The organism is Roseisalinus antarcticus, assembly GCF_900172355.1.
GTDB lineage: Bacteria > Pseudomonadota > Alphaproteobacteria > Rhodobacterales > Rhodobacteraceae > Oceanicola > Oceanicola antarcticus_A.
Window position 1 is genome coordinate 1 of record NZ_FWFZ01000069.1, and the last position, 6,943, is coordinate 6,943.

At 58.2% G+C, this 6,943-nt stretch carries 9 protein-coding genes; 3 read left to right on the forward strand and 6 right to left on the reverse strand.

Annotated elements, in window-relative coordinates; genetic code table 11:
* Positions 1-463 precede the first annotated feature (463 nt).
* The 5 genes from ROA7023_RS22570 to ROA7023_RS22590 form a co-directional block, all read right to left on the reverse strand.
* Positions 464-1,585, reverse strand: a complete 1,122-nt coding sequence (locus ROA7023_RS22570) for an alanine/ornithine racemase family PLP-dependent enzyme (RefSeq protein ID WP_085881227.1) — start codon at positions 1,583-1,585, stop codon at positions 464-466.
* Positions 1,582-2,715, reverse strand: a complete 1,134-nt coding sequence (locus ROA7023_RS22575) for an N-acetyltransferase DgcN family protein (protein ID WP_143535716.1) — start codon at positions 2,713-2,715, stop codon at positions 1,582-1,584. The genes ROA7023_RS22570 and ROA7023_RS22575 overlap by 4 nt, the downstream gene beginning before the upstream one ends.
* A 149-nt stretch (positions 2,716-2,864) precedes the next feature.
* Entirely contained in the window at positions 2,865-3,611 is a 747-nt protein-coding gene (locus tag ROA7023_RS22580) for a hypothetical protein (RefSeq protein ID WP_085881229.1), read from the reverse strand.
* Positions 3,612-3,693: 82 nt separating this feature from the next.
* Positions 3,694-4,047: a hypothetical protein gene (locus ROA7023_RS22585; RefSeq protein WP_085881230.1), complete on the reverse strand. Its 354-nt coding sequence runs from the start codon at positions 4,045-4,047 to the stop codon at positions 3,694-3,696.
* The gene (locus ROA7023_RS22590) at positions 4,044-4,358 is read right to left on the reverse strand and encodes a hypothetical protein (RefSeq protein WP_200812583.1); all 315 of its coding nucleotides are present in this window, start codon (positions 4,356-4,358) and stop codon (positions 4,044-4,046) included. The genes ROA7023_RS22585 and ROA7023_RS22590 overlap by 4 nt, the downstream gene beginning before the upstream one ends.
* Before the next feature lie 272 nt (positions 4,359-4,630).
* Here ROA7023_RS22590 and ROA7023_RS22595 point away from each other — a divergent pair, with 272 nt between their 5' ends.
* The 3 genes from ROA7023_RS22595 (at position 4,631) to ROA7023_RS22605 (ending at position 5,871) form a co-directional block, all read left to right on the forward strand.
* Complete coding sequence (locus tag ROA7023_RS22595; protein WP_085881232.1) at positions 4,631-5,056, forward strand: hypothetical protein; 426 nt, start codon at positions 4,631-4,633, stop codon at positions 5,054-5,056.
* Positions 5,053-5,466, forward strand: coding sequence for a hypothetical protein (locus ROA7023_RS22600; protein ID WP_234992416.1), 414 nt, complete (start codon positions 5,053-5,055; stop codon positions 5,464-5,466). The genes ROA7023_RS22595 and ROA7023_RS22600 overlap by 4 nt, the downstream gene beginning before the upstream one ends.
* A gap of 216 nt (positions 5,467-5,682) precedes the next feature.
* Positions 5,683-5,871 carry a hypothetical protein gene (locus ROA7023_RS22605; protein WP_085881233.1) on the forward strand — a complete coding sequence of 63 codons (189 nt, stop codon included), beginning with the start codon at positions 5,683-5,685 and terminating at the stop codon, positions 5,869-5,871.
* Positions 5,872-5,929: 58 nt separating this feature from the next.
* On the opposite strand, the gene ROA7023_RS22610 is transcribed toward ROA7023_RS22605, so the two are convergent.
* Positions 5,930-6,664 carry a Crp/Fnr family transcriptional regulator gene (locus ROA7023_RS22610; RefSeq protein WP_085881234.1) on the reverse strand — a complete coding sequence of 245 codons (735 nt, stop codon included), beginning with the start codon at positions 6,662-6,664 and terminating at the stop codon, positions 5,930-5,932.
* Positions 6,665-6,943: the final 279 nt, after the last annotated feature.

Consider the following 6,943-nt stretch of genomic DNA (forward strand, 5'->3'; position numbering starts at 1 on the left):
GCTCGAACGGGACAACGGTAGATTTGGCCATGGTGGCATATCCTTTCTCTCTGAGAACGACGGCATCTTGAACACCGCCATGATATGCCGCCTACTTCAGACCATCACCAACTTTCGGGCATAACTCGACCATTGCCCTGCGGAGCACATCACGCAAACATAGCCGCCGAAGTTCAACTACCGGGTCGAAGCGGCTTTCGAGCGACGCGATTTAGACGCGGCTGAATCTTTGGATACAGGTGGCGTGTTTGCCTCTCTTTCTAGGCGAGCATTGCGCAGTCGGGAGTTCTTTGCTTGTCGTTGTTCCGTTTCTTCGTCGACTATTTGTCTGACGATACGCGTCGTCTTATCCATTGGGGTTTCCGGTTTAGAATCATACACTTTGAACAGATTGCTTTTTGTGAGTTTCGTCAATTCTCAGTTTCCTTTGTGGTTTAGGGACGGCCGGACCAAGCGAGGTCTTTCAAACCAGCGCCAAGTGGTCGACCTTGCCTTGGGTGCGCCGTGATGGGCGTGTGCGTGGATCGCCCAGCAGTTTCACTTCGATGTCTGGTGCAGCCATGGCACGCATCAACGCATTGTAATTCATCTGGAATCTCATCTCGGAACCCACCGTCGGCAGGGTTCGAGGCGTTCCAATAACAAGATGATCGCTTGTTGCACCGATCAATGTGCTTCCAACAGGCATTGAGAGCCCCGGAATGTCGGTGTCCTGATGTCCCATCGCGAGGATCATGCGCGCAGAGGCAGCACTGGTTGTCACAATGCGAAGTCGTTCCGGTGTTGGATCGATCAGGGCGATAGGGAATGGCGGGGGTCTTGCATCCGTTTCGATAACTTCGGCAACAAGCGTGAAGGCGTCCGTGTGCATCCCACAGATCTGGTCCCCAGACACCGGCTCCACACCCAGAAGGATCGCCTCACCCAGACGGAGGTCGTTGACACGACCCGTCGCGCGTTCACCAAGCGCCCAGGGCAAATTGGCTGAGTTGCCACCGGATACGACCTTGAGGAACGGGCCGCATACCCCCTCGATCTCATTCGCGAGGTCGCAAAAAGTGGACATTTGCAACGCAGTCGGGGCAAGCCCGCTCAGACAGGCAAAGTTCGCACCAATCCCTTTCAACGCAACCCCTGACATTTGCATGACCTGCTGTGCAATACCTTCCAGGTTCTCGGGTAGTATCCCGTCGCGCAGATCACCCATTTCGACCATGAGGACGATACCGTGGACGGAACGATTGCGGATCGCGGCAGCAGCCAGCGCCGAAATGACCGAAAGCTCTGTGTTGTAGCTCTCTTCGCAGGACTGAACGACTTGGTCGGCCTGGCTTAACATCGGCGTACGGATCAGAGTGATAGGGCCTGTCATGCCTGCCGAACGTAGCCTTTGCACATTGCGGACACGTGCATCTGCAAGCCCGGCTGCCCCACCATCGAGCATGGCCTGAGCGATCGCTGGATGCCCACAGACAGCCTTGGTCACGCCTGTGACGCCGATCCCACGCGGGCCTAGGCGCTTAACAAGGGTATGCGTGTTGCGACGTATCTTGCTGAGATCCACCTCGATGCGCGGGCAGCTCATATCGCGGCCATAGACGGCCTTTGTGTCAAGCCGGGGTATGCGGCGAGTACCATCGCAAGCAGATTTGCAGCCGGTCGGGCCAACGCATCGGTGACCGGCAGCCCGAGTTTGAGTGATAGGGCCGCGATGGTTGTGGTGATTTCGGCCTCGGACATCCCTTCGTGGTTGAGCGTGACACCGATGACCTTTGTGTCGGCAAAGGCCTCGATCAAGGCAATCTCACTTGCGGGGGAAGGCATCGGCATATCGGGAAAGTCGCAGCGATGGACACGTTTGGGCGCGTGCTGAAGGATGACAGCGTCCGGCTGGCTCCCCCGAAGGATAAAGGCTGAAGTACAGAACGCGGGATGGCTCAATGCGCCTTGGCCTTCGATCAAAATAACATCGGGTTGTTCCGCTTCAGAAGCCGCAACAATCGCGCCTTCAAGCTCGCCACAGCAGAACTGGGGTGGGACGGCATCCATTGCGACACCGTATTTCGCACCCTGCATCAGACCTGTTTGGCCGGTACCAACAAGCACCGTCTTAATGCCCTTTGCATTCAGAGCCCGGGCCAAAAAGGTCGCCGTTGTCCGCTTGCCGATCGCGCAATCAGTACCAAGAACGGCAATCCGCAGCGCTTTTACACCAGCAACACTGCCATCAAACAGGCGCATGTCCTTGCTGGGTTTCGGCTTGCGGATGTCGCGGATCGTGACATTTCGAACTGACGCCGCGTTGGCTATTTCTGTGTCATCGCCCAGATATTCATGCAGCCCGCTCACGATGTTCATGCCAAGCTCAATGGCTTGGAGGACAACGCCTCGATCCGCAGTCGAAAGACGCCCTGTTGAAGGGGCCATCCCGTAGATGAGCGTATCGGGAATGACGGCTTCATGGGCAACTGCGGCGTCCAGATGACCAAAGATAGGTATGCTGTTGCTTACGTCGTCGAGAACGGATCCGCTGTCTTGTCCGCTATAGGTGCTGTCGATGACGGAAAGGATGCGATACGCTTGGGAATGGCGGACAAGGCCATTTGCAGTCTTGCCATCAATTTGCGCGAAATTTCCCTCGCAATAGACGACCGCCGTCGGTGAGGATGTGATCTGCCTGCCTGACGTCATGCCTGCGGGTTTGGTCTGTCTCATTGGAGGCGCTTGCGGTCCCCTGATAGGACGGCGGATGGTGTCGACAGTTTCAGATCTGGTTTCCATTGTAGTTCCATTTTTGGGTCGGCACGGAGGACAGAACTGTCCTCACCTGCGTATTTTGAAGTCCGTGTTGCAGTGGTTCGCGCCTAGTTGTTAAGCACGCACAGCCCCTGTGATTTTTGGAAGTTCTTGTCGCACTCCCAACGGTTGCCCGACCTGTCCAGATGCGCATTTTCGGGAACGTTTATGAATTCGCATGTCTTGGCAGAGGCGGCGTATCCCCGATCACACTTCCACCCTGAGCCGTAGCTTGTGTCGTCGAAGTATGCATGTGCGGGGATCGCGACGGCTTCGCACAGACCAGCCTGTTCAAAGAAGCCACGCTCACATGTCCAGGGCTGACCGTATCCTGATCGATTCAGATAGGCGTTGGCTGGAACCGCGATGGCAGTACACTGGTCGCCAGTTGCTTCAAACCCGCGTTCGCACGTCCACGTGGAGCCATATGAGGCAACTACCAGGTACGCATTTGCTGGCAGCACGATTTCCTGACATGTGTCATCGACCTTGATGTAGCCGCGCAAACACCGCCACCGTTCGCCTGAGGGATCCAAGAACCCACCCTCAGGCACCTCCACTGCAACACATGCAGCTTCATCGGTTCTGCGAAACCCATGCAGACATTCCCATCCGGACCCGTAGGATCGGTTCGTGTCGTATGCGTTTTGCGGCACAACAACAGCGACGCAGGCATTTTCGTTCAACCGGAATCCAATATTGCATTCCCATCCATCGCCATAACTTTTGGCACTGGCGTTCTCAGGCATTGGCTGACTGGCAGTTTGGGCAAATACAGGGAGTGCAAACAACAGGACTGCAATAATCGAAGCCATAAATAGGGCCGTGAATGTTGGTGTGTCCGTTGGGATATGGGCAATGTTAGTTTGCGGAGGTCGCGGCTCCGTTAACTTTGATCTACGATCCATCCAACTCAAGCCCCGCAAGACACGCGTCTGCCAGCTCCCGGCTTGGGGTATCAGTGCCCGGCAGTGTGGCCCAGCCTGTTTCCATCATCGCATTGCGCCGCTGAAAGCTGGAAGCTTCTCGAAGCGTTGCCAGTATTTCGACGCGTTCCGCATCCGCTTCTGAAAGGCCTAGACAGACCGGCACCATGGCCAAGGTGACTTCCTCTGCCGCAAAGCTTTGGGCCATCTCGTCTGCACTGCCTGCAGTTGTCCAGCCGCCCCAAGTGAAGCCAAGAATAGAGACAGCAACTGCGCCAACCAAGGCGCCGTAAACACCGGGTTTCGTCCATTCGGGAAATGTCATTTTTGATCCTCCTGCGGGGAAAGCGCCGCATCGCTGCGAAAGTTCGTCTCGGTCGCGGCCTGATCCCGGTTCAGCGCCTCTATCAGGTCGTTTTCAGAAGTCGCGCGCAACTCTGTACGTCCGGCATGGTTGCCCCTGCCGCGCACCGTCAGGTAGGTCGCTGTCCGTCGGTAAGCTTCGAAGCTCAACCCCTGGAGAAGCTCTTCTTCGACGAGTACTTGGTAATCTCCAGCCGGCAGTTCGCCCGGGTATCCCGACAGGGTGAACGGGTTCGAAAACGTCACCGTCGATCTGGTCGACCGCATGTTCATCTTTGGTCACCACGATGTTGGCAGATACGTCGCTCACCACTGGTGACGGCCCCGTGAAGTCGGGGACGGAACAGTCGAACGATTTCTCCCCTTGTACCGCGGGATCGTCCAACTGGCGCTGACGCATGTTAGTCCCAGGCACCGAACCGGCTGCGACCTTCCTGGGGGCAGTCGTCCGCACTGACCTGTGTAAGGGCGGCGAGACCGACCTGCGCGTATCCTTTGGAAAACAGGGGCGATCTGCGTTCCTGCAACCAAGGAATGGAATGACAATGGCCGACCCCAATGTACTCAACCCGCACCCACCGGAGTTTGATCGGTTTCTCTATGCGTCCGTCGGCGAGGATCGCAACGGATATGTCGTGACGGTCCTCTCCACGCTCGCGCGGCTCGGCCTCGATCCATGGAAAGAAACCGCTGAGTTGGTCGCGCTGGGGCGCGATGCCGCGCGATCACGGTTGGGCAAGCTGCTTGCTCGATTTCCGGATGTTCCCACGCTCGAAAGCGATCACCGCAGGGTCGCAGGAGACTTGAGCCAGCTGCTTCCGGAAAGCCCCCCGTCGCAGACCCTGAAGCGAGCGGCCTCGACGGTGGCCGTTGGCCGCCCGGGTGCAAGCGGCGCGATCTGGGCCGTGCTCGCGATCATCTTTGTGCTGTTTCAGATGTTTATGGTTGGCGGGTCGGGGTCTGGCGAATGACCGTTTCCGCTCAGACATCGACGCCAATGGGTCATTCTGCGCACAAGACCGGGACGCTATCGCCGCGCGAACAGGGCGTTCTCTGGGACATGGAGGAACACTTCTGGACCAGTGGCGCCGACAATGCGCGGGCGACGACAGCAAACAACGCCATCATGATCTTCCCTTATCCGCCCGGCATCCTCCAGGGTGACCAAATCTGGACCCATCTAAAGCAGAGCACCGGCTGGCGCTCCGTGGCCATGGCCGAACGTCGCGTCACGCGGTGTCATGACATCGCCATTCTCACCTACCGTGTCTCGGCGGAGAAAGCCGACGTACCGATCTACAAGGCACTCTGCGCCTCAACGTACCTCAACGACGACGACACCTGGCTGAGGATCTCCCATCAGCAAACCATTGTGGCCTGAGGGCCGCAGTGTCATTTTACCTGCCGCACGCGCCGGGACTAACCTGCGTCAGTGCGGCGGGGAGCAGACATTGGTTGGGTGAGCTGTGCCCGCCGAATATTTGGTGAGGCATTTTTTTTCGAGTACCCGAGAAGCGTGTGGACGTGCCGAACCCCAAAAGGTCGGCATGTTGGCGCGCTTCTTATTTCTCGGAACGTCCATGAAAGGACATTTCCAATGACTCCCGAGCAGACAAAGACAGCCGAGAAGATGACCTCCGTCAAGGCCGCCTGGGACAAGGCACCCTCAGGCCCGAAGAAGGACTCGGCGCTGAAGCATTACCAGGCAGCTGAGAAGGCAAACACGGCGAAGAACGACGCCGAGACCAACAAGGAACTCGATGCGGCGACCCACGCCCTCGCGTGACCGCCGACGTCTGACGTGATCACTGGGGCCGCCTGCCAAACAAGGGAGGGCGGCCCTCTCATTTCAGGAGCGGTCCGATCTGATCCAGATAGGCCGGATCGAATTCGGCAAGGTCCACCAGACGGTCATGATCATGAATTGTGACATGACCGTCCCGGAAGGTGACACACCCACTCTCGCGAAGCTGCCGCAGGACCCGGTTCACGTGAACCGCGCTCAGACCCAGGGCATCGGCGAGGTGGTATTGCGTCAGAGGACAGTCGTACCCTTCCCTGCTTCCCATGCCCACCAGCGCCAGGCGCGATGCCAGCTCCAGGAGAAAATGCGCCATCCGGGCGTCCGCATCACGCCGACCGATCCCGACGAGATGTTCCACGACCATCGCCTCGTCCCTTGATGCCGCCCAGAGAATTGCGGTCGCCAGGCGTGGAGTCTGCGCGAACGCTTCCAGAAGGTCGCTCGTCATCACTTCGGCAGCCTCGATGTCCACGATGGGTTCGAAGCTGTGATCCGAGGTGCGCAAGAGAACGCTTCGCAACCCCAGGAAATCCCCCGGCACCTGGAAATCCACTATCTGCCGCGTCCCGTCGGCCTGTAGCTTGTAGGAACAGACCCAACCTGCGGAAAGGATATAGGCGGCCTGAGACGACTGGCCCTGATGCACCATATCGCGTCCCGCAACGAAGGATCGGCGGCGCTGGTGCAGTCGTTCAAGCACGGCCAACTCGACATCAGACAGGGCGACGAAGGCCGAAAGCTTGCGGGTAAGGGGGCTGTGTTCAACTGATGTCATGGGTCCTCCCGGCGTGCTTTGACCCAAGAGCTGAAATCGGCCCGGGCACTGCTCTGGATCAGTCCAGTATAGAGCACTTCATGCGAGAAGTGCGGACGCATTTGAACCTCACCTTTCCCGGTTCACGATGCCAAGAAAGGAAACCCCGGCTGGGTAGTGTCCCGGGAAGTGGTGTAGGAGGCCGCGCGCGGAGCCTCCGGCGTAGCGCAGTGCGCGGCCGGTGGTGACGCTGGCGGTCACCGTCGATCTTCGGAGAAGGTTCGGGTTGCGAGACCTGTA

Excerpts from the sequence above, each read along its gene's own strand:
- ROA7023_RS22570 (WP_085881227.1), bottom strand. The coding sequence starts at position 1,585 with ATGAGCTGCCCGCGCATCGAGGTGGATCTCAGCAAGATACGTCGCAAC.
- ROA7023_RS22575 (WP_143535716.1), bottom strand. The coding sequence starts at position 2,715 with ATGAGACAGACCAAACCCGCAGGCATGACGTCAGGCAGGCAGATCACA.
- ROA7023_RS22580 (WP_085881229.1), bottom strand. The coding sequence starts at position 3,611 with ATGGCTTCGATTATTGCAGTCCTGTTGTTTGCACTCCCTGTATTTGCC.
- ROA7023_RS22585 (WP_085881230.1), bottom strand. The coding sequence starts at position 4,047 with ATGACATTTCCCGAATGGACGAAACCCGGTGTTTACGGCGCCTTGGTT.
- ROA7023_RS22590 (WP_200812583.1), bottom strand. The coding sequence starts at position 4,358 with ATGAACATGCGGTCGACCAGATCGACGGTGACGTTTTCGAACCCGTTC.
- ROA7023_RS22595 (WP_085881232.1), top strand. The coding sequence starts at position 4,631 with ATGGCCGACCCCAATGTACTCAACCCGCACCCACCGGAGTTTGATCGG.
- ROA7023_RS22600 (WP_234992416.1), top strand. The coding sequence starts at position 5,053 with ATGACCGTTTCCGCTCAGACATCGACGCCAATGGGTCATTCTGCGCAC.
- ROA7023_RS22605 (WP_085881233.1), top strand. The coding sequence starts at position 5,683 with ATGACTCCCGAGCAGACAAAGACAGCCGAGAAGATGACCTCCGTCAAG.
- ROA7023_RS22610 (WP_085881234.1), bottom strand. The coding sequence starts at position 6,664 with ATGACATCAGTTGAACACAGCCCCCTTACCCGCAAGCTTTCGGCCTTC.